This window comes from Dickeya lacustris (assembly GCF_029635795.1).
GTDB lineage: Bacteria > Pseudomonadota > Gammaproteobacteria > Enterobacterales > Enterobacteriaceae > Dickeya > Dickeya lacustris.
The window spans coordinates 3,581,972-3,605,821 of the sequence record NZ_CP114280.1 but is presented as its reverse complement, the minus strand read 5'-3'; the positions used below and the strand labels follow the sequence as shown (position 1 = coordinate 3,605,821).

The 23,850-nt window shown below is 44.2% G+C and carries 19 protein-coding genes and 4 pseudogenes; 5 read left to right on the top strand and 18 right to left on the bottom strand.

Annotated elements, in window-relative coordinates; genetic code table 11:
• The first annotated feature begins 135 nt into the window (after positions 1 to 135).
• Complete coding sequence (locus O1Q98_RS16260) at positions 136 to 942, top strand: SDR family NAD(P)-dependent oxidoreductase (RefSeq protein WP_125258525.1); 807 nt, start codon at positions 136 to 138, stop codon at positions 940 to 942.
• Between the two features lie 100 nt (positions 943 to 1,042).
• Here the strand turns inward: O1Q98_RS16260 and O1Q98_RS16255 are convergent, their stop codons facing one another.
• Together O1Q98_RS16255 and O1Q98_RS16250 are read right to left on the bottom strand one after the other, a co-directional pair.
• Positions 1,043 to 1,492 carry a cupin domain-containing protein gene (locus O1Q98_RS16255; protein WP_240632726.1) on the bottom strand — a complete coding sequence of 150 codons (450 nt, stop codon included), beginning with the start codon at positions 1,490 to 1,492 and terminating at the stop codon, positions 1,043 to 1,045.
• A gap of 87 nt (positions 1,493 to 1,579) precedes the next feature.
• A pseudogene (locus tag O1Q98_RS16250) lies at positions 1,580 to 2,137 on the bottom strand (carboxymuconolactone decarboxylase family protein); the annotation flags it as partial.
• A gap of 147 nt (positions 2,138 to 2,284) precedes the next feature.
• Here O1Q98_RS16250 and O1Q98_RS16245 point away from each other — a divergent pair.
• Positions 2,285 to 3,184, top strand: a complete 900-nt coding sequence (locus O1Q98_RS16245) for a LysR family transcriptional regulator (RefSeq protein ID WP_125258556.1) — start codon at positions 2,285 to 2,287, stop codon at positions 3,182 to 3,184.
• Between the two features lie 80 nt (positions 3,185 to 3,264).
• Here O1Q98_RS16245 and O1Q98_RS16240 read toward each other — a convergent pair whose 3' ends face one another.
• On the bottom strand, positions 3,265 to 4,068 hold the full coding sequence (locus tag O1Q98_RS16240) for an endonuclease/exonuclease/phosphatase family protein (RefSeq protein ID WP_125258523.1): 804 nt from the start codon (positions 4,066 to 4,068) through the stop codon (positions 3,265 to 3,267).
• A gap of 415 nt (positions 4,069 to 4,483) precedes the next feature.
• Positions 4,484 to 4,957 (bottom strand): Ivy family c-type lysozyme inhibitor, encoded by a 474-nt coding sequence (locus O1Q98_RS16235; protein WP_164512962.1) that lies wholly within the window; start codon positions 4,955 to 4,957, stop codon positions 4,484 to 4,486.
• 521 nt (positions 4,958 to 5,478) lie between these two features.
• On the opposite strand from O1Q98_RS16235, the gene O1Q98_RS16230 reads away from it, so the two are divergent.
• Entirely contained in the window at positions 5,479 to 6,060 is a 582-nt protein-coding gene (locus O1Q98_RS16230) for a type 2 periplasmic-binding domain-containing protein (RefSeq protein ID WP_125258521.1), read from the top strand.
• A 44-nt stretch (positions 6,061 to 6,104) separates the two neighbouring features.
• On the top strand, positions 6,105 to 6,776 hold the full coding sequence (locus O1Q98_RS16225) for a cupin domain-containing protein (protein WP_240632723.1): 672 nt from the start codon (positions 6,105 to 6,107) through the stop codon (positions 6,774 to 6,776).
• Positions 6,777 to 6,886: 110 nt separating this feature from the next.
• On the opposite strand, the gene O1Q98_RS16220 is transcribed toward O1Q98_RS16225, so the two are convergent.
• The 11 genes and pseudogenes from O1Q98_RS16220 to O1Q98_RS16170 form a co-directional block, all read right to left on the bottom strand.
• Positions 6,887 to 7,186, bottom strand: coding sequence for a hypothetical protein (locus tag O1Q98_RS16220; RefSeq protein WP_240632722.1), 300 nt, complete (start codon positions 7,184 to 7,186; stop codon positions 6,887 to 6,889).
• Between the two features lie 46 nt (positions 7,187 to 7,232).
• On the bottom strand, positions 7,233 to 8,801 hold the full coding sequence (locus O1Q98_RS16215; protein ID WP_125258519.1) for an ABC-F family ATP-binding cassette domain-containing protein: 1,569 nt from the start codon (positions 8,799 to 8,801) through the stop codon (positions 7,233 to 7,235).
• Positions 8,791 to 10,065 (bottom strand): MFS transporter, encoded by a 1,275-nt coding sequence (locus tag O1Q98_RS16210; RefSeq protein ID WP_240632721.1) that lies wholly within the window; start codon positions 10,063 to 10,065, stop codon positions 8,791 to 8,793. The genes O1Q98_RS16215 and O1Q98_RS16210 overlap by 11 nt, the downstream gene beginning before the upstream one ends.
• Positions 10,004 to 10,822, bottom strand: a complete 819-nt coding sequence (locus tag O1Q98_RS16205; RefSeq protein WP_164512961.1) for a cupin-like domain-containing protein — start codon at positions 10,820 to 10,822, stop codon at positions 10,004 to 10,006. Before O1Q98_RS16205 ends, O1Q98_RS16210 begins: the two co-directional genes overlap by 62 nt.
• On the bottom strand, positions 10,803 to 11,645 hold the full coding sequence (locus O1Q98_RS16200; protein ID WP_125258517.1) for an aKG-HExxH-type peptide beta-hydroxylase: 843 nt from the start codon (positions 11,643 to 11,645) through the stop codon (positions 10,803 to 10,805). Before O1Q98_RS16200 ends, O1Q98_RS16205 begins: the two co-directional genes overlap by 20 nt.
• A complete protein-coding gene (locus O1Q98_RS16195) occupies positions 11,632 to 12,600 on the bottom strand; it encodes a HesA/MoeB/ThiF family protein (protein WP_125258516.1) in 969 nt (322 codons plus the stop codon). Before O1Q98_RS16195 ends, O1Q98_RS16200 begins: the two co-directional genes overlap by 14 nt.
• Positions 12,601 to 12,932: 332 nt before the next feature.
• Entirely contained in the window at positions 12,933 to 13,931 is a 999-nt protein-coding gene (locus O1Q98_RS16190; protein WP_278142321.1) for an ABC transporter substrate-binding protein, read from the bottom strand.
• Positions 13,932 to 13,959: 28 nt separating this feature from the next.
• Positions 13,960 to 14,886: a cupin-like domain-containing protein gene (locus O1Q98_RS16185; protein WP_125258514.1), complete on the bottom strand. Its 927-nt coding sequence runs from the start codon at positions 14,884 to 14,886 to the stop codon at positions 13,960 to 13,962.
• A gap of 68 nt (positions 14,887 to 14,954) precedes the next feature.
• Complete coding sequence (locus O1Q98_RS16180; RefSeq protein ID WP_164512960.1) at positions 14,955 to 15,101, bottom strand: hypothetical protein; 147 nt, start codon at positions 15,099 to 15,101, stop codon at positions 14,955 to 14,957.
• A gap of 409 nt (positions 15,102 to 15,510) precedes the next feature.
• Positions 15,511 to 15,684, bottom strand: a pseudogene (locus tag O1Q98_RS16175) (IS630 family transposase); the annotation flags it as partial.
• A gap of 310 nt (positions 15,685 to 15,994) precedes the next feature.
• Positions 15,995 to 17,170 (bottom strand): annotated as a pseudogene (locus O1Q98_RS16170) (IS3 family transposase).
• Positions 17,171 to 17,297: 127 nt separating this feature from the next.
• Here O1Q98_RS16170 and O1Q98_RS16165 point away from each other — a divergent pair.
• Positions 17,298 to 18,139, top strand: a pseudogene (locus tag O1Q98_RS16165) (IS5 family transposase).
• Positions 18,140 to 18,182: 43 nt separating this feature from the next.
• Here the strand turns inward: O1Q98_RS16165 and zorD are convergent.
• The 3 genes from zorD to zorB1 are packed head-to-tail and all read right to left on the bottom strand — an operon-like array spanning position 18,183 to position 23,844.
• Positions 18,183 to 21,425: a type I Zorya anti-phage system protein ZorD gene (zorD, locus tag O1Q98_RS16160; RefSeq protein ID WP_125260199.1), complete on the bottom strand. Its 3,243-nt coding sequence runs from the start codon at positions 21,423 to 21,425 to the stop codon at positions 18,183 to 18,185.
• Entirely contained in the window at positions 21,425 to 23,107 is a 1,683-nt protein-coding gene (gene zorC, locus O1Q98_RS16155; protein WP_125260200.1) for a type I Zorya anti-phage system protein ZorC, read from the bottom strand. The genes zorD and zorC overlap by 1 nt, the downstream gene beginning before the upstream one ends.
• Positions 23,104 to 23,844 (bottom strand): type I Zorya anti-phage system protein ZorB1, encoded by a 741-nt coding sequence (zorB1, locus tag O1Q98_RS16150; RefSeq protein WP_033575774.1) that lies wholly within the window; start codon positions 23,842 to 23,844, stop codon positions 23,104 to 23,106. The genes zorC and zorB1 overlap by 4 nt, the downstream gene beginning before the upstream one ends.
• Positions 23,845 to 23,850 lie beyond the last annotated feature (6 nt).

The window sequence follows — 23,850 nt, the reverse complement described above, 5'->3', positions numbered from 1 at the left end:
AAAAACGGCGCATTAACACCGGTGAATTGACGCCGGTGAATTGACCGGTCGGGGTAACGCGGCCATGCAGCCATCAGCGCTATGTCAGGTCTGGTGCAGTCAGACCCTCACCAAAGCAACAGCAAGGATATGTCTATGCGTAAAGTTTGGTTTATCACCGGGGCTTCTCGTGGATTTGGCCGCCGTTTTACTGAGGCGGCGCTTCAGCGTGGCGATAACGTTGCGGCAACGGCGCGCACGCTCGGCGCGCTCGCCGACCTGACAGCGGTTTACGGTAGCGCCCTGCTGCCGTTAGCGCTAGACGTCACGGATAAAACCGCCGTCACCGCCGCCGTCAACCAGGCGCACGCGCATTTCGGGCGGCTGGACGTGGTGGTCAACAACGCCGGTTATGGCGTTTTCGGCATGGTTGAGGAAATTAGCGAGCGAGACGTGCGCACCCAGTTTGATACTAACGTGCTGGGCCCACTGTGGGTCACGCAGGCCGCGTTACCCTACCTGCGCGCTCAACGTGGTGGCCACATTATTATGCTCTCAAGCCTGCTCGGTTTGGCGTCACTCCCGTCCACCGGTATCTACAGCGCCTCGAAAGCCGCTGTCGAAGCCTTTGCCGATGCGTTATCTCAGGAGGTTGCCGCCTTTGGCATTCATGTCACCATTGTTGAGCCGGGGCCATTTAGTACCGACTTTTCCGCATCAGCGGTACACGCCTCGCCGTTGGCCTCTTACGAGGGCATGCATAGCGCGGTGAATGCCAGCTTCACCTCAATGCCCATCGCCGATCCCGATATCGTCGGCCCCGCGCTGCTCAAGGTGGTTGATGCCGATGAACCGCCGCTGCGCATTTTCTTTGGCCCGCTGGCAAGCGAGGTCGTGCCGCATATCTACAGCGAACGGCTAAAACTCTGGCAGGCATGGCAAGACGTCGGCAGCGGTGTCTGAAAGAACCGCCTGTGCGAACCCGTCTTCAGGCACACCGCCTGCGGTGTGCCTGAACGTATTGATGCCTAAACGTATTGATGCCTGAGCATACCGGCGAGATTCAGGCGGGTAGCCGGTCATAATCCTGCTCAGAGACAGGCTCCAGCCATTCGTTAGATGCGCCCTCTGCCGGTATTTCAACGGCAAGATGCGCAAACCAGCTGTCTTTTGCCGCGCCATGCCAGTGCTTGGTTCCGGCAGGAATAGTGACGACATCGCCGCCGCGCAAAGGCCGCGCCGGTTGATTCCATTCCTGATACCACCCTTCTCCTCCCGTCACGAGCAGAATTTGCCCGCCCTTGTGGTGAATATGCCAGTGATTACGACAGCGCGGCTCAAACACCACATTGCCGATTTTCACCCCCTCGGTAGACAGCATGTTCAGGTAACTGGTGCCCTGAAAATATTGGGCGTAGGCGTCATTGCGGACACCTTTCGGGAACACGCCGTTACCATCAAAGTGAGGGGGAAGGGAATGAGTATTAACGGATGATGTTGATGGCGCAGCCAATACCGGCTCATCCTGAAGCGGTATCACCTCTCGGAGTACCGCCTGCGCATTGCTTGCGACATCCCCACCGCATGTCTGGGCCAGACAGCGGATAAATGCCTGTAATTGCTGCGGGCTTATCCCCGTATTCAGGCTTATCGCATAGTGGCTCTTAAGCTGACTATTCACACCGCAGAGCGCCGCAAGCGCGGAGATAGTGGCTAACTCTCTGGTCTGCCAGTCCAGCGTATCTCGCTGAAAAATATCGCCAAACAGGTGTGCTTTGAGAAACCGGTCAATCACCGGCGCAAATTCAAAGAGCGGGCCGCTGACCGGCTGGCCCACCAGACGCGTCTGGTTTTGCGTACCGATGGCAAGGCTGTTTTCGCCATCTGGCCATGCTGTTGCTTCACCACCGGCTTGGTCATGAATCCCTGCCTGCTGGCGCTGCGCCAACACCTGCATCAAGACCCCTAACGCATTCAGGCTGCGGGGAAAACCGGCATAGGCGTACAGTTGAACGATGACCTCTTTGATCTGGTTAATCGTCATCCCGGCATTCAGGCCATCATTCAAGGCTGTCTCCAGGCGGGTCAACTCCCCCGAGGCGGTGAAAGCAGCAACGGGAATGACGGCTTGCTGGATGGCGTTGAGCGGGTTTTGCATGGTTTTCCTCCCGAAAGAACACTCAAAAAAACGCGGTGAATACACCGTATAACGTGATGGATATAACGTGATGGATAGAGTGTATGGGAGGCGTGATTAAATGATAAGGTGCTCAAATTGACATACACATGTGCAAAAAAATCACCAATCATGACCAAAGAAAAACTCAACGATCTTCAGGCTTTTGTCACCGTTGCCCGAGAGCGCAGTTTCACCCGGGCGGCGGCGATATTGGGCGTGTCCCGCTCGGCCCTGAGCCACACGTTGCTGGGGCTTGAAGAGCGTCTGGGCATTCGGTTACTCATTCGCACCACGCGTAGCGTCTCCCCAACGCAGGCCGGTCATCGGCTGTTGGGGGTGCTGGCCCCGCGCCTGAATGAAATTGAAGCTGAACTGGCCTCCCTGCGCGCTGCGCGCGATAACCCTGCGGGAACTGTGCGTATCACCGCCAATGATCATGCGATAGTCACCGTACTCTGGCCCCGGCTACAGCCATTGCTGATGAGTTACCCGGATATCAATATCGAGTTTAATGTCGGGTATGAACTGACAGACATTGCCGCTCAACGCTTTGATGCCGGAGTCCGTATGGGCGATCAAGTCGATAAAGACATGGTTGCCGTGCGCATTACACCGGATGTGCCGATGGCCGTCGTCGCCGCGCCAGACTATCTGGCAGGCCGCGCCGCCATTCTCTTGCCTGAAGATCTGATGGCTCATAACTGCATCAACCTTCGGCTGCCGACCCATGGCGGCCTGTATGCCTGGGAATTTGAAAACCATGGGCAGAAAACCCAGGTTCGCGTTACTGGCCAGACGGTGTTCAATAATACCTTTTTGATGATTCAGGCCGCGCGTGACGGCATGGGCCTCGCCTACGTGCCGCGCGATTTGGTGGCGGAACACCTCGCCTCTCAGACGTTAATATCGGTGCTGGACAACTGGTGCCCGCGCTTTCCCGGATACTATCTCTACTACCCAAGCCGGCAGCATCTGCCAGCCGCTTTTGAGTTAGTTATCAAGGCGCTGCGCTGGCACACTGCGTAATTACCATGAGGGGAATTGCCGTGAGGGAGATGCTCGTTAGAGATGGTCGTTAGAGCGATAGTCGTTAGAAAGAGGTGCGGCTAGAGCCCGCCTGCCATGTCGAACTCCACCAACAGCGGATTGTGATCGGACGCCTCGGTCGTCAATACCGCTGCCGCCACCACATTCAGCTCCCGATAAAAGACAAAATCCAGCGGCCTGCCAAACGCTTTGCGCCGTTGATCATCAGAAAACGTCACTTCCTTTAGCGCCATGTTATGGGCAAACCGATACAACGCGCTGACCCGTGGTTGGCTCCAGGCGTTAAAATCGCCCGCCATAATCACCGGGCCATGGTGCTTCTCTAACTGCTCGCCCACGCTATCCAGCTGTTTTTTGTATGACTCCACGCCAAGACTAAAATTGACGGCATGAATATTTATTACCATTAACAAACGCTTGTCGCTCAATGCGTAAACGGTAATCAGCGCTGATTTTGCCAGCCGGATCAGCGGCTCTCGCTCCCTTAACGGGAAGCAGTACATTGGGTGAGCGTGGGATAGCGTCATCACACCTGACGGGTGTTGGGGAAAAATAAAGGCGGGAACCTGCTCCGTTGAAAGGTAATGCGTTGTCGCAAAACGAATCAGCTCAGGGGTGGATTGCGCTTCTTGCAGCAGAACCAACTGCGCGTTTTGGCTCAATGCCTTCAATACAGCGAGCCAGTCGGTACGTTGCTGCTTAAAAATATTCCACACCATCACGCGCAGTACATCGGCCAATGGCACCAGCGGCGTCAACGATAACGCGGACTGTTGTTTTAAATCCTGCATGGTTTGAGGCGGAAAAACGCGCTCTGCGGGTTGCCCGGCAACATACCTCATCGCATAGGTTTTTTTATGCACATCGCTCTCGTTATCTTCAATGCCCTCCTCATGTTATAGGGATTTTTTGGTAAGTTTCAAGATTCAGACGGCGCGGGGTTTTCCCCGCTGGCTTATCGTGGATTCAACATGCTGACACGCTGATCTGTGGCGGGTTTCTGCTATTGGGCGTCTGGGTGGGCCGTCGCCGTATGTTCATTCCCGGTATGATGCTCTTTATCGTCGCTTCTTAATCGTCGCGTCTTATCGTCGCGTCGCTGGCAGGTGTGCTGTTGCTGGGGCTGGGGCTTGATGCCAGCCGGTGATGCACTGGCGAGAGCGCGATTGCGCGCCGCTCTGCGCAATCGCGTCAATGGGTTGTGTTTACCCTATCATGCCGCGTTCTCTATTCAGGGGCATAACGTATGTGAATAGAGAACACGCGCGGGTAACAGCCTTATTGGGACTGCAAGGCACTTAACTGCGCCGCATCCGGCTTGCCGATGACAAGCTGCTTATCGCCCTTATTATAAAGCGCGACGAATGCCGCTTTCTCGGGTTGATAGAGGTAGACAATATGGTGATCGCCACAGTTATGCTGCTCACAGGAAGAAGCGCGCAGCCAGGTCACACCGGAAACGGTAACAGGCTCAAGCGGTGTTTGCGGCCCGCGCAGCGCGCCGCCATTGTCCCATAGCTTGCCAAGCCCGGCTTTTCTCATCGCTTTACTGAGGGTCGTTCTAAAGGTTGCATCCGCCCTTTCAACATCAAACGGATAAGGGCAGGCGTTATCACTACTGAGCGGCGCGGCTTTATCACACCCGATAGCCTGCTTCGCGGTGATAATTTTCCCCTCCGCATAACCATAGGCGCTGAGGAATAACAGCGACAAAAGACACACCCGAGAAATACGACGACACTCTAATTTCATTATTTTCATCCTTAAACCGTTCAATTCGCTATAGTTCATGGATTAATGACTGATAAATCCATCAGATCAATCCGCATTCAGCCAAGCGGAGCGCCGATTATCCCCGCAAAGCGACCTGTCTGCACCGATTTTAGCGGCCCGGCTTGCTCCACCAGGCTATGCACAGAAGCGACGCGATGCCGGGCCGCAAATATCCTCATTAAAGGGAATACTTATCATTAAAGAAAACAGTCACCATTCAAGAAAGCATTCGTCATTAAAAAATGCATTCATCATTACATTGACATGACTCCGGCTTAATTTATCCGGCGACCGAGAAAAGACGACTATTTATGATTTAGCACCGCGTTGATTGTGCGAGAAGGTCACTTACAATTATAAATAATAAATTACAACCACAGCCCTTAATTAATTGTTAAAATTCCATTATTGACTTAATGAATTCACAATGATAGTGATTTCATGTCGTTAGGTTTATAAATCACTCTTACATTACTGTCTCATGGAAGGGATCTATTATCATGCTTATTGTAAGCGATAGGATTAATAGCATTCGTGATTTACACATCCGTCTTGGTACACTCGGCCCAGCAGGAACAAGCAGTGAATATGTCGCTAAGAAATTCATAAAAAATCATTTGGAAAGCAATAATACAAAATGTGAAATAACGCTTTATGACACGTTCGAAGAAGCCAAAGAAAAGCTGCTCGATGGTTCAATAAATTATATTATCTGCCCCCATGCTTATAAAAAAATAAATGATTTTTATATGCATCCGCTGATCTCTCTGATAGAGATATTTCAATGTGACACGCCGATGTATGGTGTCGCCGTAAGGCAAGATTACGCATTTGAGAACAAAGATTTAGAAGAACAGGTTATCGTGAGCCATTCCGCACCGCTGGAACTAGTCACTAATTATCTGGGGAAAAAAACACATTTTCATCTCGTCAACTCCACCAGCAAGGCGGCGGAATTGATTTCTAATGGTGATTTCAATTTAGCGATCACCAATGAAGAGGCCGTGAAAAAATTTGGCCTGAAATTTGTTTATGAATTTAAGAAGATTTCAATGAGCTGGTCGCTTTTTGGCAAAATATAAACTCACCACTTTTTATTAACGAATAAACAAAAAGGATGCTACATATGAAAAAGGAATTTTTCCCAGAGCCCATCCTGATTGAATGGGAAAATGGCATACGCCAATACAGTACACGCCGGGGTGACACCGAGATTTTAATTAGCCACATCCCACCGAAGACGAAGATAAAAGCCCACAGCCATCAGCAGGCCCAAATTGGCATGATCCTCAAAGGCGAGCTTTACATGCGCGTTGGCGATGAATCCCAGGTTATGTCTGCCCTGGAATCCATTTATGTTTCACCACCGGATATATTGCATGGTGGTGAAAACAAGACTGATGAGGAAGTGGTTGCCATAGATATTAAAAGGTTCAAACAAGGTGAGGATTATTGTTTAGCCAATCCGTTTTTTAAGCCCCTATATAAAGAAGAAAAATTAATGGATGTCATGGATGCTCAATTCTTTCATGCTAATTGGGCACAGATAATGTTAGTCAACATACCTTGTCGCGGCGGGATGATGCCTGAACACAGGCATCAGCAGGAACAAATAGGAATCTGCATTGATGGCGAATATGACATGACCATCGAAGGTGTTAATACGACCATGACCTTTGGCAAATCATACTTTTGCCTTGCAAATGAATGTCATAGCGCCGTAAATAACCGGGATGAAAATGCGAAGTTAATCAATATATTCATCCCGCCACGTTACAATAACGCAGCAACCGCGTGAAAAGTCTGGCAGGAAAAGCGAGCCGCATACCGGCACCCGCCCGGCGGTTGCGACGTCCCCATGCCATAACCACACTGGCCGGGCACAGCGCGCGGTATGCGCTTTGGCTATCAGGCGGTGTCGGGCTGTTTCTGCGAAGCGCCCCCCAGTGAATGCGTTAACCGTGAGCGTTGCCAGTCAATACGCTCAAAGAACACGATTGTCAGCGCCGCCATGAGCAGGTTGGTGATGGGAAACGCCCACCATAAACCGGACACGCCAAGCGGCGTATAGCGGGATAACCCCCACGCCAGCGGGATTTGCATCAGCCATTGCGAAACCAGCGCCAGCGCCATTGTCGTCACGGTGCGCCCCGTGGCGCGAAACGCGCCGTTTAACGCCATCTGTAAGCAATACGACCGGTGAATCATTCCGGTCGTCTCTAGTGGCTGTATCGAATACTGGAGGTCAACACCACTACATTTTACTCATCAGATGGGCCTCATCCTGTTCCTGAGAAGCAAAATAGGCTTTTTGCGCATCATTAAATGATTGCAACTTTTCTTCACCGATTACCAGAAAACGTGAACAGACACTCTCGATAAGGTTGCGATCATGTGAGACCAAAAGTACAGTACCATTAAACTCTATTAACTGTTTCTCAAGCGCATGTTTACCTGAGATATCAAGGTGGTTTGTTGGTTCATCAAGTAATAATAGATGGCTGTTAATAAGCGATATCCCCGCAAATAACAATCTTGCTCGTTCTCCTCCACTAAGGGATTTCACCTTACTTTGCAAACGCTCCCACTGAAATCCGGCTTTAAGCAACGCTTGCTTTAGCTGTTCATTATTTGGACTCACTCGTGATTTGCTACAAAAATCAAACAAGGCATTTGTGATTTCCGACTCACTATCAACACCATTCTGAAGCTGATCATAATAAGCCACAATAGTTGATTCATGTAATTTGACTGTATCTGTTTTGTCTAAATAGCTTTTCCAGATAAGCTGTAGAAAGGTTGATTTACCCATACCATTAGCGCCAATTAAAGCAATTTTTTCACCTGGCCGTATTAATAGTTCATCAATCATATACAGAATATTTTTTTTATTTGGTACTCTTATAGCCAAATCATTGCATGTTAAAATTCTTTTAGCAGGCAAATGTTGTCCTGGAAAAAAAAGATTCCAAGGGTAAGGTTCAGGAAGAGTATTCTGCTCAAGTTTAAGCTTGTCGACTCGCTTGAACATTGATTGTGCTTTTCTGGCTGAACTTTTACTTTTTTGTTCTTTTCCCCAAATAGCCAATTGACGTGCACTCGACTCTATACGTTCAATTTCGTTCTCTTGATCTTGGTACTGTTGCTGACAAGCCGATTCTTTTTGCTCATGTTCCAGTAATGCTTGCGTACAGGGTAGTCTATACTGATGGACTCCACCACTAGCAATAATCCATGTACTATCTGTGACAGTATCGAGAATACGCGTATCATGAGAGACTAGGATAAAACTACCGCGCCATTCTGATAGAAACGCCTCAAGCCATAATATCGTTGGTAAATCCAGATGGTTAGAGGGTTCATCCAGCAAAAGAACATTTGGAGCACACAGTTGAGCCCTTCCAAGTAATAAACGTGTTTGTTGACCACCACTGAGTTTTGAGCAAGGTATAGCATGGTATTCAAAGCCAACGCCAATATTTTCAAGTATTACAGATGCTCTCCATCCTTCACTAATACGTTCATCGGCATCTAGCACATCAAGGATTGCATCTTCAGGTGTTAGAGACAACAGATACTCAGGAAAGCGTTGTTCGACCATATAATAGCGTAGAGATTTAGCATGAATGACCTGGCCTGAACCAGGCTCTAAATCCTTCGTAAGAAGTTGCAGCAATGTTGATTTACCTGCACCATTAAACCCAACCAAGCCTACTTTTTCTGTAGAATTCAGCGACAGAGAGACATCACTAAACAACAAATTTGTTGCGTTATGATAGCTAAGTTGATTGGTTGAAATATAAACCTGCTCCTTACGATTCACTGATATCTCCTTTACGGTAAAAGAGGACAATTACAATACCCGTTAATGCGAGAATACATTGGGTAAAATAGACACCTTGTGATGACAATCCGCTCCCTTCTTTAGCCATAAGGAGATACATTCCTAGAATAAAAATACCTGATATTCCATTGAATGTAGCCTGAAGCCTTCCCTGATATTCAGAATCACAATGAATCTGTGAAAGAGAGATAGACAAAGCCCAACTAGATATACCGAACCCAATAAGAAAATAAATGGGAAAAACCAAAGCAATAACATTATTTATAGATAAAACATACAAACCGCTGGCCATTATCAGTAGAAGCACCGCCAGTGTTTTTCTTATACTAATTTTCTTACAAAGAATAGGTGATAAAAGACCACCGACCAAAACGCCGAGAGAATAAAGAGCTTCATACATTGCAAATACTTGCGTACTTGCATGAAGCACCTCTCGAGTATATGGAACCAGAATGATAGGAATAGTCATTAATAAAACCATTATTATCATTTGACTCATATAAGGCATAAATAGTTCTGGTTTACTCTTGAAGTATTTGAGTGAGGATGTATAACTATACCACCAATTCCCATCCTGTACCTTTTCAGATTCAGATGAAGATGCGGAGCGCATAGCCAGATTAAATATACCTGCTATAATAAAAAGAACTCCACCAATCAAAAGTGTACCTTTTATACCAGCTACAGTCAGAATAACCCCACTCACCCCCATTCCCACAATAGTTCCAAATTCATAGACCATATCAATAGTCGCATTTGCACTAACAAGATCTTTCTTCGGAACGATACTTTGAATAAATGGAACAGCAGAAGGCATATAAAATGATATGAATATTCCCAGCAACGAACACAGTACTATAATCCCTATATCAATACCCATCTCCGATAGCAGAACCCATGCAACAACCACTACACCTCTAACGAAATTTGAGATAACAATTTGTGCTTTACGGTTATACAGATCGGCTAACAATCCAAATAAAGGAGCAAATACGATGCTTGGCATCCAAATACAAAACATCATAATTGCGACCCCTTCAATAGAGTTAGTCTTAGTATATGCCAACCAAGAAAGCGCAATATAATTTAGACCATTACCAAAAGTTGCAAAAAGGCCACTAATAGTAAAAAATAAGAAGTTCCTATTTTTAAATAAACTGACCCTTTCTCTTAATTCTGCACTAAGCATTATCTCTCCCAAATAAACGGAAACCGTTACATAACCATTTAACCCTACTGCCAAAATAATTTCTCTTCTTCGCCGCTAACTGTATTCGTTGAATATAGGAAGGCATTTGTGAAATCGAGTCATCCAAAAATGCAGTCAGGTTATAGGAATTAACGGTACTATGAATGAATGTAACAGAGCATTCAACAGTTTTTGCCTGATGCCACCAATTCATCGGAAAATAGAGAAAATCTCCCGATTGAAGGACAACAGATTCAAAGGGAATACCTAACAATTCGAGTTCATGTGAACTGTAAAATCGGCCTTCCTCAAGATCATATTGTGGTGCAACAAGAGTAAACTCTTTAACACCTTGTAGCTGTCCTACAACCCCATTCACACTAAGCATATCTTTGTGCATGGTCGTCAATGTTTCAGGTGAGGACATTAAAATCCAAGGAGCAAGAACCAGTTCCCCCACTAACGACTTCTCAATACTATTTAATGTTACCGCTTCAGGAATTTTATAGCTATTCTGGAGCGAGTCGGCATTAGTCAAGTGAGGTTGCCATGACCAATTTCCCATTTTTCTTTCGCCTGATAATACCTTGGATATATAATCACTTACCGTTACCTCTTTTTTGTTTAATTTATTTATACCCTCCTCTATAAATATATTTTCTCTTCCATATCTTTCATTCAAACAGGCAAAGTTACCAATTTCAAACAATTCCCAACTATGGCAATAGTCATGAATAACAAAACATTCTTTTGTTATATCTTTATTACTGCAATTATCTATGAAATCACTTTCACTTTCGAATACAATCATTTTCGGCACCATTTTCCTGAATACCATTTAAAATAAACCTAGCCTCTTCAATTATTTTCTTCCCCAAAGGGGTAAGGATATCGACACTTTTAAATTGCACTATAGATTCGCTCAATAATAATGACGCATTGTTAATTTTTATTGATATTTCTTTATTGAAATCATTATTAAATCTTAATTTATTGAGATAGTAAATAATTCGAGTCAATACAAAAACAGCATGAAACACACCATTTGCAGGGCGAGGATATATACGAAAAGGGCTTTTCAAAGTGGTGCCGCTCAAAACTAATGGATCAACCAACTGTTTAATATAAAGCTCTATGTGAGACATCTCATGGATAAGATTTTCCATATAGTCAAAAATTGTCCAGTCATCTTTTGGAGAAATAATTACAAGCCCAAGATAAAGTATTGAGCTACTGGCAACCAAGGAGTCACAGTTCACAATCAGAATACGACCAATGAAATTTTGCAAGGCATATCCCAAGACAACATCATTCTGAGATAAAATTTCAATAGCTTGCAATAATTTAATTTTATAGCTGTGGTTTAATGAAAAACCGACTCCAGATAAAACTTCATTTTGTTTATCCATTTCGACAACTAAACGATCGATAAAAAGAACATAGTCTTTTTCGTTTTCATTACTGTAATTAATTATTTTATGTTCCCATAGAGTCATGAAATTAACATCGGAAATGAAACTCATTAATTCCATTTTTTTATTGCAGGAAAAAAATTTATGCCAGATGAAACACTCCTTATCAATTACCTCGGCATTTAATCTAACTGAAAAGAAGTCATTTTTAGTGATTCCCATAATGTACCTCTCGGAGTGTATTCATACTAACTGGATCATACACTTTTCTCAGATCGACGAGCTCAGGCCTAGAAAATGGATAGAAAAAACTAGTAATATTATTCGCTAATATAGCACTTAAGAGTAAATTGGTTGATGCTATAGAACCTGTTATTGGTTTTGTTTCTACATCGGATTTATCAATCAGACTACCAAGAAAGTCTTCTTTAGCTTTTTCTGTAATCAAAAGGGGGCCAGCTGTGATAGTATCATAGCCTGCAGAACCAAAAATAATAGGTATTTTATTGCGTATAGAATATTCAACAGTATACATGGATGATCTTATAGGTGGGGTATCAATTGCTGAAACCAATAAATCGACATCGCCAGGTAGACAATTTAAATCCTCATAACAAGAAATTTTCCTATCGAATGAAGAAATAATTAAATCAGGATTTATCCTGTGCAATTTACTTCTAAGGCAATGGGTCTTACTTTTACCTAGGTCTTCAGAATCATAGGCGAATTGCCGATTTAAATTACTTATATGAACATTATCATAGTCAATAAGTGATATTTTTTTTATTCCTGACGTTGCTAAACACAATCCAACATTAGCACCTGTACCACCACAGCCTATAATAGCGACATGTATATTCTCATTGAAGCAAAAAGGCGAATTTAAACTTCCCAAGTGGAAGTTTAAGAAATCATATGTTTTTTCCATAGCAGTGCCATCATATGTGTTATCAGAAAGCACTAACAGATTTAACTCTTTAAATTTCTCATAAATATAACCACAGGAATTATTATTCAGATATTCATGAATTTTATCTTCTTCTATTCCAGACTCTAGTGCAGATAAAAAATCATGGACATTTTCATTAAAAACATCATTAACCTGATAATTCCTTTTCCCTAATAGAATTATTTTCCCTTTACACTTTAAAATAGAAGAATTTATCTTTATTTTCATTTTAGTCTCTATTAATAAATATTCTCAATCCAGGAGTATAGAGGGAGCTCGCCACCACTGAACCATCACAAAAGAAACCCGTTGGGAAAATAAATAGCGGAATATAAAAGCACTGTTGCCGTAAGTAAAAGTCGATAACCTGGAAAATTTTTTGTTGCTGCTCTAATAAGTCCATTTTGAATAATAGTGAATATATTTTTTTTATCCGATTATAATCCGGTGTCGCCTTGGAAATTTTACTTAAATCAGAACGAATCAATTGTATTGGATTGAACTTTGGAGCCTTACGAATTTCAAAGCGAAAATGACTTTCAGAAATCCAGTTTCCATATTCATTCCTTATTCTTCCTAATATGTATATTATATTTTAAAAGTTGCTCCTCGATACAATCCAAGATTTCTTTGTTAGGATAAAAATCCTCATATGAAATGTCTAATAAAAAAGGAGTCTGCCGTGGATTACTATCCTGATGAATGTAATGATAGTCACCATTAAAATATATTGACATCCAAGACATAATCGGATTTAACATGTCATCATATCGTTCAGATATTACAGTCCGATTAATTGATGTAGCTAATATAGCTTTTACATCTGAAGGAATCTCATCAAATTTCTTTCCTGGTGAAAGCAACATGACCAAAGACTCATTGCAACTGACAAAATTTTCATGAGCCATAAAATGGCGATATCTTTTAAGATCTATCGCAGTGTTACAACTGACATGTACTTTCCCCGTAAAAAATGCACGTCCATCAGGATCGGACTTTACTAATAGATAATTAACTTTATCTACATAATTATTATATTTATCTAATGTGAAAAATTCATTTCTCACCAATCTAAAGGTATTTTCATCTTTATCAATCAAGGTATAAGCCCCAGCATAAAGTGCATCACTACATCTATGCTTTGGAGAGAAATTTATTAAAGACAAATACTGAGTAATAAACGGATCGTACCATGATGTCTTTAGTGTAAAGCTATAATCACTATTAACCTCAATCGCTGAATCACTTTTAACCAAAGACGAAAGGATGTTATTATATCGATTATCCACATCATTACATATACATTTAATCGACCTTACATAATCCTCTGCAATTAATTTATCACCATTACTCCAGAATAAATTTTTTTTTATATTTATAGTAATTTCGCTAGCAGTTTGATGAAAATATTCAGCCGCAAGCATTACAACCTTATTTTTTTCAACAAAAAATAGTGGTAGTGCTAGCTTTGAATATATTTGCTCTCCACTATAATCACAAATTGACCAGATGTCTTTTTTGTAGGGAAAAACATCAACAGCAATATTTATCTCATTCATATTTCTCGGTCAAATCCATTTAGGAAATTTACTTTATCATGCTTTCATAGAGCTTTTGTTTTTTTTGCAAAAGTTCTATTTTTTCTTTGGTATATGAGATTTCCTCTTCGATAGAGTTTTTAACCTCTCTAGATATTTTCAAGCCACTTTTACTAAGATTTTCCAGATAATTATTAAAGGTAATATCACTATCGAATGAATCACGGGAAATATAAGAATGATAATTTTTATAGAATCTTATGGAATGCTGTTTTGAAGTAAATCCTCCGGTCACCATGATATTATCAGTATCATTGCGAATCTCGTGAACCCATCCTGTTGGTACATATAAAATTGTACCTGGCGTAAGCGTAAACTCCAAAATATCAACATTAAGCTGATCTAAATGTATAACTATTTTCTCGTCAAATAAAGAAGCATTCATATTAATGTGATGACGATGAAGAGGAGATATGGCGCGAAATGTTTTTTGGCCTTCAATCATTAGCAACCATGCACTGGTTGAAAAGCAATCAATGTGTAAATCGCAATTGATTCCTTTCTTTCCCCAAAAAATCCAGCGCCTACGAAATTGCATTCTACTCGGGAGAAGATCTATAAAATCATCTGGATGAAATTTTGGAAAATAAATATCCCCATCTAACTCAGGCAAACTTTTTTGATAACTCCATCCGGTCATATAAGGACATTTCTCACCATTTTTTATTAGATCAATATACTCAGGAATAGGAATTTTTCTGGTTATATTCGCTGGCTCATCCAGATTGTCACTTACCTGGCATAACATGCCCTGACAATGCTCTTTGAAGAAATTAAAACTCCATTTTTTATAAGCTGGCATATTACCATCAAGATTAAAATATTGAACCGGTAACGTCTTGTTGAAAAATACATCTTCAAAATTCTCGCAATCTATTTTTTCGATATTATCAACATATGGCCTAATTACACTCATACTTAGCTCTCGTAATAAAAATATATATTGAAAGTTCTGGGAATATCCCCAGAACTTTATTGATTTTATTAGCAGCGGTGGGTTGCCAGCAGTAACTCATTATCTAACTCAACTTCAGCCAGCTGAACATTTTCAACGTTAAATTCAACGTCAAAATCTTCAACCTGTGTCGGAGATACATAAGAACGAAACTCTTTGCTTTCGAAATCATTCATGATTATTGCTCCTGTTAGTTAACAAAATACGTGTTAAAAAGCTCCTTAACTTCCATAACATAATGTCACTACATGGTTAACACAGTGTTACGAAAGAACGCAGAATAATTCAAAATCGTTAACGTGCGTTAAGAATTTATCGAAAAAACGTGATTTAGATCACACTAAAGCACGGGAAACAATAATGATACATTAGATAAAACACTCATTAATAAATCATGAAATTATTAATATACTGATTTAAAAGGATTTAAATAAAACAAATTAGCTGGCAAACAAAATAATTTCACATATATAAAAATATCAAAAAAATATTTTATATTAGTAATTATGTTACTATCGTTAATATCATGCTGATATTTTTTTAAAACAAATTATTCCTATGAATATGACTAAATAGCTTCTCATATTACCGCTCCACTTTAGCCATGCGGGGTTGATTGACGGGAAATGGTGAAACGACTTTTATAAATTGCGTCACCTGTTTCCATAACTGCCACATGTACCGGCACTGATGATTTCGCGTTATCGTTTCGTGTGACGATGACCACAGCCGTTCAATTGGATTCAGCCACGGCGAATAGGTTTGTTGGGCTTCTTTGCACATCAGTTGTCGTTCTTCATCAGGGATTGTTGCCATGATCGGCATCGCTCAGTCCGGTTGGTGGTTTGGGATGTTTGGCGATTGAAAAAACTCTCTCAATTCGGACTAAGTTCCCTTCAAGGGATCTACTATTTGGCAAATCTATTTAGATTGACCTCATCTAAATAATCGATAGAGGTACTGCCAAAAAAAATTAGCCCGACGGGTAGTTCCACACTGGCCGGGCACGGCGCGCGGTATGCGCTTTGGCTATCAGGCGGTGTCGGGCTGTTTCTGCGAAGTGTAGTGGTCAACAAAAACTGGCCACAGCGTTAGAGTTTTTCCAGAACAATCGTTCTGATTCATTCGGCGTCAAACCACCATTATATTGATGGGGTCTGAGCTGGCTGTAATATTCCGTGATGTAGTTCGTTATCGCTGCGCTGGCTTCACTAAAGTTGGCGTATCCATTATTCGGCACCCACTCTGTTTTCAGGCTTCTAAAAAAACGTTCCATCGGGCTGTTATCCCAGCAATTCCCCCGGCGACTCAGGCTTTGCTTTATCTGATATCTCCACAGTAATTGTCTGAAATTTCTGCTGGTATAGTGGCTACCTTGATCCGAGTGATACAGCAAATTAGAGGGTTTTCCTCGCGCTTCCCAGGCCATGGACAGCGCTTTCGTTGTCAATGCAGAGTCCGGGAAAAATGACATCGCCCAGCCAACTGGTTTACGAGAAAACAGATCAAGCACAACGGCTAAATAAGCCCAACGTTTACCTGTCCAGATATACGTCACATCACCACACCAGACCTGATTAGGTTCTGTTACTGCAAACTGGCGCTCAAGATAGTTGGGGATCTCTACGTGCTCCTTAGACGCCTTCTTATATCGATGGCCGGGCTGCTGACAACTGATGAGATTAAGTGCTTTCATCAGCTTTGTTGCCCGCCAGCGACTCAGTTTTACGCCTTTGGTTGTGACCCTCGCGGCAATATTACGTGCACCTGCAGAACCATGACTTTCGCGATAGCTTTCACGAACAAGACTGAGTAATACCACGTGTGTGGCATCAGGCTTCTTTGGTTGCCGCCAGTATTTATAGCTGCTGCGATGAACCCCAAAACACATTGCACATAACGGCAACGGGAAACCGCGCCCTGAGTTTCTCAACTAATGAGAATTGTTCAGGGAGTCTGACATCAAGAGCGCGGTAGCCTTTTTTAATATATCCCTTTCCATTTCAACACGTTGAAGTCTTTTCTTCAGCTCGCGTATTTCAATCTGCTCAGGTGTCATGGGTGAAGCTATGGGTGATTTTCCCGCTCGTTCTTCTTTCAACTGGCGGACCCACTTATCCATCGTGGATTTGCCGACATTCATTGCCGTGGCAGCGGCGGCAACAGTGTAATGCTGATCGAGTACAAGCTGGGCAGCTTCAAGGCGAAACTCAGGGCTAAAATTGCGTCTGTTACGTCCGGTCATAATGTCACCTGTTTTTGACTATGAGGCGATGATATCACCTCTATTCAGGTGGCCAAATTTAGGGTGTGTCCCGTAACTGTTTTTTGTACAATCAGGGACATGATTTCATCACAAGAAGTGCTTTAATTTGGCTCGTTATGATTTTCCCGATGACGCTTGGGCGCTGATTTCTCCCATGCTGCCGCCTGAAAGAGGCTCTTCCCGAGGCGGGCGTCCTTACTTTGCGCACAGACATGTCATGAATGGCATATTTTGGGTGCTTTGCTCTGGCGCGCCGTGGCGGGATTTACCTGAGCGTTATGGTCAATGGAAAACCATTTACAACCGCTTCAATCGGTGGTCTAAAGCCGGAATAATGAACAGCATTTTCAATAAATTACTCCAGATTCTGGATGAAAAAGCGCTGATTGACTGGGATGTTATCGCGCTGGATGGCAGTAACGTTCGCGCCCTGAAAGCGGCCGCTGGTGCGAAAAACATCCCGATGAATGCGAGGACCATGGGCTGGGTCGCTCTCGCGGCGGCTTTGGCACCAAAATCCATCTGGCGACAGATGGCACAGGATTACCGCTGAGTTTTTGCCTGAGCGGTGGACAGGCCCACGAAAGCCGATACGCGGAAACGTTGCTCAACCGGGTCGGGATTATCCGAAAAGGCGGGCACCTGAAATCACGTCCGAAAGCGGTGCTGGCGGATAAGGGTTATTCAGGTAAAAACCTTCGCATTCATTTGAAAATGAAAGGAATAAAAGCGGTTATTCCGTTTAAATCGAATGAGAAGGCCAGTCGGGACGGACGTCGTCCCCTCGACACGCGCCTGTACAAAAAACGCAATGTCGTGGAGCGTTGCTTTGCGATACTCAAAGAAAATCGCCGTATTGCCACCCGCTCGGAAAAAACCGCCAGAAACTACCTGAGTATGCTAAAACTGGGAGCGATCAGGTTATTTTTGAAGCGGTTGTTAAGTTAAGGGACACGGCCTAGTGTGCCACTACATAAGGCCATTTAAACATCTACGTCCCTTTCAAGAGGACTTCAAAATCTGCACCACTCAAGTCAGGAGTTGCGCAGAGCATATCTCTGGCCAGTGCACGTCGACGCCGCAGAAGGTCATCCAGAGTTTCTTCAAATGTGGTTATTTCAGTATCCCTCACTGTCGGATAATAGACATACACATCTTTAGTTTGTCCAATTCGGTACGCCCGGTCTGTTGCCTGATCTTCTTTGGCTGGGTTCCAGCAACGAGTGAAATGAATAACATGATTGGCTTTCTGGACATTAACACCGAATCCAACTGCAACCGTAGAAAGAATAATCACTCCAAAACCTGACTGAAATTGAAAATTATCGATCAGCCGCTGACGACTATTCTGACTACTACTTTTAGTGCTGGTATCGCCGTTAATAATGACTGGGCGGAAACCAAACTTCTGATAGATAGCATGTTGAAGTTCGCGCTGTAAGTCTCGAAGCTCAGTAAAAATAATGACCTTATCTTCCGTGGTATGCCTTATTTCTTCGAGTTTTTTCAACAGCCAGTTAAGCTTAGGTGAGTTATCACGAAAACGTAGCTCGGGATTAACTACCGCAGGGTGTGCGCAAATGAGTTTCAGTCGGTGTAACAAACCTAACATACCTGCTCCGGCCTGCTGCATCCCTTCGCTCAATGCTTGTTGTTGTTGCCAATTTGCAACAGATGAAAGGTAGAGCTGTTTTTGTACGCCGGACAACGTCAATTGTTTGCAGTTTTCTACTTCAATTTTCTGAGGCAAATCCCGCGCAACCTCTTCTTTGGTTCGGCGTAAAGTCTGGGGTTCTATCAACGCCCGCAAACGTTCCAGTCGTCCCGTATCGCGGCCAACTTCGTTCTCAATAGGACGAACATAATGTTTACCAAATTCATTTAGTGCCCCTAATAATCCAGGCTGGGCAAAATCAAATAAGCTCCACAGGTCAACAAGTGTGTTTTCGACGGGCGTACCGGTACACGCCACTTTAAACCTTGCTTGTACCGCGTTAGCAGCATGTGTGATTAACGCTGCTGGATTCTTTATTTTTTGTGCCTCATCGCACACCATAATGGACCATGGCTGGCGTGCCAGAGAAAACTCTTGATCGCGAAGCGTTTCGTAAGTCGTCAGAATAATTTTCGCCTCACCTTGCCAGCCAGGTTTAAGCAGATTCTTGATCCCCTTAAACTGCAGATGAGCAGGAATAGCCTGTTTGGGGTATTTCACCGCTTTAATCGTCTCGCCATACAATTTCAACACTGGAATACCCGCAGTGTAGAAGAAGTTGTCCAGCTCACGTTCCCAGTTATCTAAAAGAGAGACAGGGGCAACAATAAGACTTGGCGGTTCCTGCGGAAATTTTTCAATAAACCAGACCAAGAAGCTCAAAATTTGCAGCGTTTTCCCCAGGCCCATATCATCCGCCAACAGGCAACCCGCAGTTTCCTCTGGTGAACTAAGGAAAAGTTGCTGGAGCCAAGCAACGCCTTCACGTTGATGATCTTTGAGTCGGATATGTTCTTTCAGACTCAGAGGAATTTCAGGTTCTGCATGACGCGCATTGAGGAGTGAATCGCGGCGCTGTTTGATGTAGGCAGCTTCTTCAATATTCTGCTCAATTTTAAGTACAGCTCGGACCGCTTTACCTACAACTTTATCTTGAGACTCATTTTCAGCGCTCTGCTGTTTTTCCCAGTTCTTACTGAAGGTTTTAGCTGCATCCAGCGTTAATTCGCTGTCATTCCATGGTGTGGTGATATGCGTTTCACCAGCAGCTTCTGCCTGAATAATTCTCTCCTGCAGTTCACTGAAATGGCCAAGATTTTCAGGCTGCCAATCAGCCAGTGTTTCGGCTGAAAATGCGGGGAAATCGATGTCATCTGGAAGCCAGTTTTCACTTTGCGCCTTGGTAAGCCAGGGAGAGGAAATTTTTTCAAATTCACCAATGCCAATCACACGATCGCCATACTTCCCAATATCCAGCACATCGCTAAATTCTTTTCCTTCAATTTCTTGCTGCCAGCGTGTAAGCAGAGCCTGACAATCGTGCCACTGTTGTTCAGTGAACTGGCTTAACTCCAGTTCATAACCTTGCCAGGAGCCTGCAGGCATCTGAGCTACAACGCTAATACCGAGTTGCTGTATAAATTTTTCAAGTTCCCAGGGCACTGAGAACACAAAAGTGACCTCTGGCTGGGGAGCAGGTGATACTGGTTCAAGTACCAGCGTCACTTCCTCGATCTTATTCTCAGCATTCTGTTGGGGTATCAACCTGAAATGATGGAAGAAAATCCTGGCATCAAACAACGCCTGCTCATGTTCTTCGGGGGCAATAACATTAGCGGCATCTTCGCCCAAAAATGTATAGGGATTGCGAACAAAAGAAAGCGCTTCGCTTCCGGCCACTCGACGACCAGGGATCGAATGTATTGAGTTTAGGACTTCTTTCACTTCGGGAGGGATAATAACGTGGCTAAGTTCGCCATTCTCACCAGGGATACGATAGCTATCATGAACCTGCGAATTCTTGTCAAAACTGCCTAGCCAGTTAGCTGGCTGGTCTTCGAAATGGGGCTCAATTTCGATAACAGCAGTATCAGCAACCGTTGATTTACGCAGACGTAATGACAATGAAGTTGGTTTTACGACATGTGTTTTTTCTAAATAATCATCAAATTTTGCTGCGGCTTGTTTTGCACATTTGCGGATAGCGGCCCATCCCAGTTGGTTAGTGGTTTCTCCTGGGGTCTGATTTTGCTGTGTGCTGAGTTGTTCTGTTGCCTGTAAAAGTGCCCAGTTTTCCCGCGATACCAAATGTTGCCGGTTTTCATGGGTTAAAATGGCACCAGTACGACTGAAGCGGATCGACTTACGTGCTGGAAGCGTGACCCATTCAGCAATCCAGACGCGAAAATCACGGTCACTTAATGCGCCACGTGAACTCAGGCTTGCGCGTAAAGGCAGTATCTCAGGTACACCGATAAGAGGCAGACTGCTGGCATGTTCCTCATCCTCCAGCAGGCGATATAATGCATCCCAACTCAACAACCACCGGTCTGTAAGTGATATCAGATAGTCTTCTTCAGCCAGTTGTTCAAGCCAGGATGCCAATGCCCAAAGCTGCGAATCATCAACCAGCGATAGCGGAAAGCTGAGTCCGTTTTCCTCAACCTGGTATTTATTCTTTAGGTGGCGTTCTATCTGCTGACGGTTTCCCATCAGTTTACCTAACAGGCGTTTCAGCATTATTTGATCCAGTAACGATGCGGTTCTTTAGCCATAGGCGCAAAGCCTAGTCGTAACAACTCTCTTTCTATAGTGTCGTCAGGTGTATTGAGTTGTACGGACAGCACGCCACCTTGTTGTCGATTATCGCTGACGACACATGAAGTACTTTCAACCAAGCGCTGTATAGCCGTATCACGCAACGGATTGATGATTTTAATGGCAGACAGAGAAGCTGGAGAGTCTGTTTTCTTATCGACAAATTTAATGGGTTCTTCCGCCATCCACCGAATACCCAACTTGCGCAGCTCATCGTCATATTTCAACATCCAGCCGGTTATCCGGGCTTTGTTATATCCTTCAGCACGAGGGGTATGGGGCAGTCTGAGTACGCAGCACCCCTGCTCTTTTAGATGAGTGTTGATATCAAGTGTGCGTGATTCAGGATTAAATGGCGCGTGACCTATTCTATAGGCGTACATCGCATTTCCTGTCCCGGAAAACTCAACGAACAGATAATCGTTGATCTGCATAATCATGGCGTTATCAAAGCTACGTCCACCTCGTAAGTAGCTCAGTCGTCCCTTATTCTCGTCGCGGAATTTCACAAAGTCGCTACCACGATCTTGCCGGGCATCAGTCCCCATGACGATACGAGTAAATCCCATCTGATTGGCGAAACGAAGCCAGTAGTGCAATCGTGCCTGATCGACATCGCCATTACCGCGCAAGAGTTCAAAGAAATGTGTCAGGTCTTGTTTTGCCAGCCATCCCCGTACCATCGCAGCGACTGGCTCGGCGACATACTGGTGCCACTTATTTTGCTGGCTTTTCAGTTGGGGATTATCCCAGTATTCCAACGCAGCCTGCTTCAGCGCTGAATGTGCCTGATCGCGATAGATAGAATAGTAATAGCGAGTCAGGGTCGCAGTCATTATATCGTCACGAAAACGTACCCATTGCGCAGCCAGACCTAACAACCAGCTAAGTTTGTCCAGAAACAGAGGATCATCAAGAGTATCCAATTGTGCTAAAAGAACAGTGAAAATGCGTTTCCACAACCAACTACTATCGGGGATTTGCGCAATTTTCTCTAATGCTGAAAGTGAATTTCTTTCGCCTGACAGTAACTGCTTGGATATCACGCCTCCAGCTTGTGGGGTAAAAATGTCATGATAAAACTCAATGGTTTTCATCCATGATTTTTCTCGTCGTATCGCGGCTTTTACTACGAAGTAACCCCGGGCGATATGCCCACGCAGTACGCACCAGTGCGGGTTTGTCTCGGGTGATTCATGCTGATAAGCAAAATAGCTTGAACAAATTGCCGCCCAATCCTTGCGTTTTAACGTTTTAGATTCCAACCGCTTCTTGATAGCGTTGTCGACCTCAGGAAAAAATACATCATCCTCCAGCAGGATTGGCCGGTCAGGATATAACGGATCGTTATCGGCAAGACCATAAAATATCATCCGCCATTCTCGATCCGTGGGTTCTTCAGCAAGACGAAGGCGACGTAGAGCCGCCAGACGCATTTCTTGTGGCGGTAAGGGAATGCTTTCTGTCTTATCAAACCGTTTTTCCATATCGAGGGCAACGGAAGCCAACGTATGGAAATCATTACGTAGATAATGGTCATCCCGTTGACTGGAAGAAAGCCTCGCGGCAATGCGCTGAGAAAGAGAATTGAGTGCAGGCGTCATTGGGGCATAACCAACTGACAAACTTCTTTATTAACCACAAGGGGAAAATCCACCTCATCGGCCTTATCTCGCTTATCTTTAAGCCCGAAGAACTGCATACGTAACTCGACGCGGCGGCTAGCTTCTTTGCTTTCCTTAGCATTATTGAAGGAAACGCCACCCGCAAGGAAAAGTTTACGGATTTGGATCTGTTGTTCAGCGGAAAGACCTTTTTGCAGAGGGCTGCGGCTATCAAGCAGACTACACATCACCCATTCAGAGCGCTGTAGGGAGAGATGTAAGTTATACAGATATGAGCCATCAGTGTCGGTAAATCCTTCAATGACGATCTGCTTAAACCACTTTTTACCCTCTTCACTGTCAGCAGCTTCCAGCACCAGCGGAACAACATCCTGCAGTGCTTTTTGCCCTTCAGCGTTCAGGAAAAAACGGTTGTGATCAAAACGCCCGGCTTCGCCAAAACTGATACGGTTATCGTGACAATCTACAACGATAGTTTTATTCATGTTGCGGGCATGTAATTCCAAGCGCTCACACAACCTGGATATATCCTGCCCCCTTGTTTTTTCCCCCTGCTCCACACGTTGAATGCGCTGTGTAACAGAACTCAGCGACGCCACCATAACGACCAGAAATAACACCATCATAGCCGTCATCAGGTCGGCATAGGAAATCCAGAATGGTTTCTCCGCCTCATCACTGCGGCGTTTTTTAACGCCAAATGCGTTTCCAAACATCAGCTG

Excerpts from the sequence above, each read along its gene's own strand:
- O1Q98_RS16220 (WP_240632722.1), bottom strand. The coding sequence starts at position 7,186 with ATGATTCACCGGTCGTATTGCTTACAGATGGCGTTAAACGGCGCGTTT.
- O1Q98_RS16230 (WP_125258521.1), top strand. The coding sequence starts at position 5,479 with ATGCTTATTGTAAGCGATAGGATTAATAGCATTCGTGATTTACACATC.
- O1Q98_RS16260 (WP_125258525.1), top strand. The coding sequence starts at position 136 with ATGCGTAAAGTTTGGTTTATCACCGGGGCTTCTCGTGGATTTGGCCGC.
- O1Q98_RS16180 (WP_164512960.1), bottom strand. The coding sequence starts at position 15,101 with ATGAATGATTTCGAAAGCAAAGAGTTTCGTTCTTATGTATCTCCGACA.
- O1Q98_RS16225 (WP_240632723.1), top strand. The coding sequence starts at position 6,105 with ATGAAAAAGGAATTTTTCCCAGAGCCCATCCTGATTGAATGGGAAAAT.
- O1Q98_RS16190 (WP_278142321.1), bottom strand. The coding sequence starts at position 13,931 with ATGAATGAGATAAATATTGCTGTTGATGTTTTTCCCTACAAAAAAGAC.
- O1Q98_RS16205 (WP_164512961.1), bottom strand. The coding sequence starts at position 10,822 with ATGATTGTATTCGAAAGTGAAAGTGATTTCATAGATAATTGCAGTAAT.
- zorD (WP_125260199.1), bottom strand. The coding sequence starts at position 21,425 with ATGCTGAAACGCCTGTTAGGTAAACTGATGGGAAACCGTCAGCAGATA.
- O1Q98_RS16195 (WP_125258516.1), bottom strand. The coding sequence starts at position 12,600 with ATGAAAATAAAGATAAATTCTTCTATTTTAAAGTGTAAAGGGAAAATA.
- O1Q98_RS16200 (WP_125258517.1), bottom strand. The coding sequence starts at position 11,645 with ATGGGAATCACTAAAAATGACTTCTTTTCAGTTAGATTAAATGCCGAG.
- zorB1 (WP_033575774.1), bottom strand. The coding sequence starts at position 23,844 with ATGTTTGGAAACGCATTTGGCGTTAAAAAACGCCGCAGTGATGAGGCG.
- O1Q98_RS16185 (WP_125258514.1), bottom strand. The coding sequence starts at position 14,886 with ATGAGTGTAATTAGGCCATATGTTGATAATATCGAAAAAATAGATTGC.
- O1Q98_RS16235 (WP_164512962.1), bottom strand. The coding sequence starts at position 4,957 with ATGAAATTAGAGTGTCGTCGTATTTCTCGGGTGTGTCTTTTGTCGCTG.
- zorC (WP_125260200.1), bottom strand. The coding sequence starts at position 23,107 with ATGACGCCTGCACTCAATTCTCTTTCTCAGCGCATTGCCGCGAGGCTT.